Genomic DNA, 715 nt, shown 5'->3' with positions numbered 1-715 from the left:
CCAAAGCCGAGGAACGCATTGCTGGCGCCGAAGAACGTCTGGAGGCCGAGGTCAAACGCTGGGACGAGCGGTTTTTCCAGCTCAGCCGCGATACCCTCAACTTCACCCGCAATGTAGTGACCATCGCCGCCATCACGGCTGTTTTGATCCCCCTGCTCAGGGATGTCGCTCCCCTGCTGATTGAGCTGTTGCGGGAGGGATCCCGTTAGCTCTGGCCCCCTGCTTGGAGAGGAGGGGACGGTCTCAGCCTGCACGGAAATGGCGAGGGGATCCCAAAGCGTAATCATTCTGAGTTACACTAAGACTGCAAAGAAAGGTAACGCCGTTGTCCGATTTATCTTTGCCTTCGCTGCGTCCTTTCTTGCATTCTTTGCACAAGACACAGAGGACAGACGATTATGGCTTTTGAACTCCCGGCTCTGCCCTACCCTGCCGACGCCCTCAAGCCCTATATGTCGGCGGAAACCTTCTCCTACCACCACGGCAAGCACCACGCCGCCTACGTGGCCAACCTAAACAAGCTGATCGAAGGCACCGAGCTGGCCAATAAGTCGCTAGAAGAAATTATCAAGACCACGTTTGGGGATCCCGACAAAGTGGGCATCTTCAACAATGCCGCCCAGGTCTGGAACCACACCTTTTTCTGGGAATCCATGAAGCCAGGTGGGGGCGGCGCGCCGACGGGGCCCATCGCCGACAAGATCAACGCCGATTT

General features: G+C 57.1%; 1 protein-coding gene and 1 pseudogene. Both read left to right on the top strand.

Features of this window, described 5'->3' with window-relative positions; translation table 11 throughout:
- A pseudogene (locus tag NW819_RS14070) lies at positions 1–209 on the top strand (hypothetical protein); the annotation flags it as partial.
- 189 nt (positions 210–398) lie between these two features.
- Positions 399–715 (top strand): superoxide dismutase (locus tag NW819_RS14065; RefSeq protein ID WP_414414127.1); only part of this gene is annotated, 317 nt, incomplete at its 3' end.

The sequence above is a fragment of the Synechococcus sp. R8-2 genome (genome assembly GCF_047461715.1).
GTDB lineage: Bacteria > Cyanobacteriota > Cyanobacteriia > Thermostichales > Thermostichaceae > Thermostichus.
The sequence above is the reverse complement of the archived record's forward strand: the minus strand, read 5'-3'. Positions and strand labels throughout refer to the sequence as shown.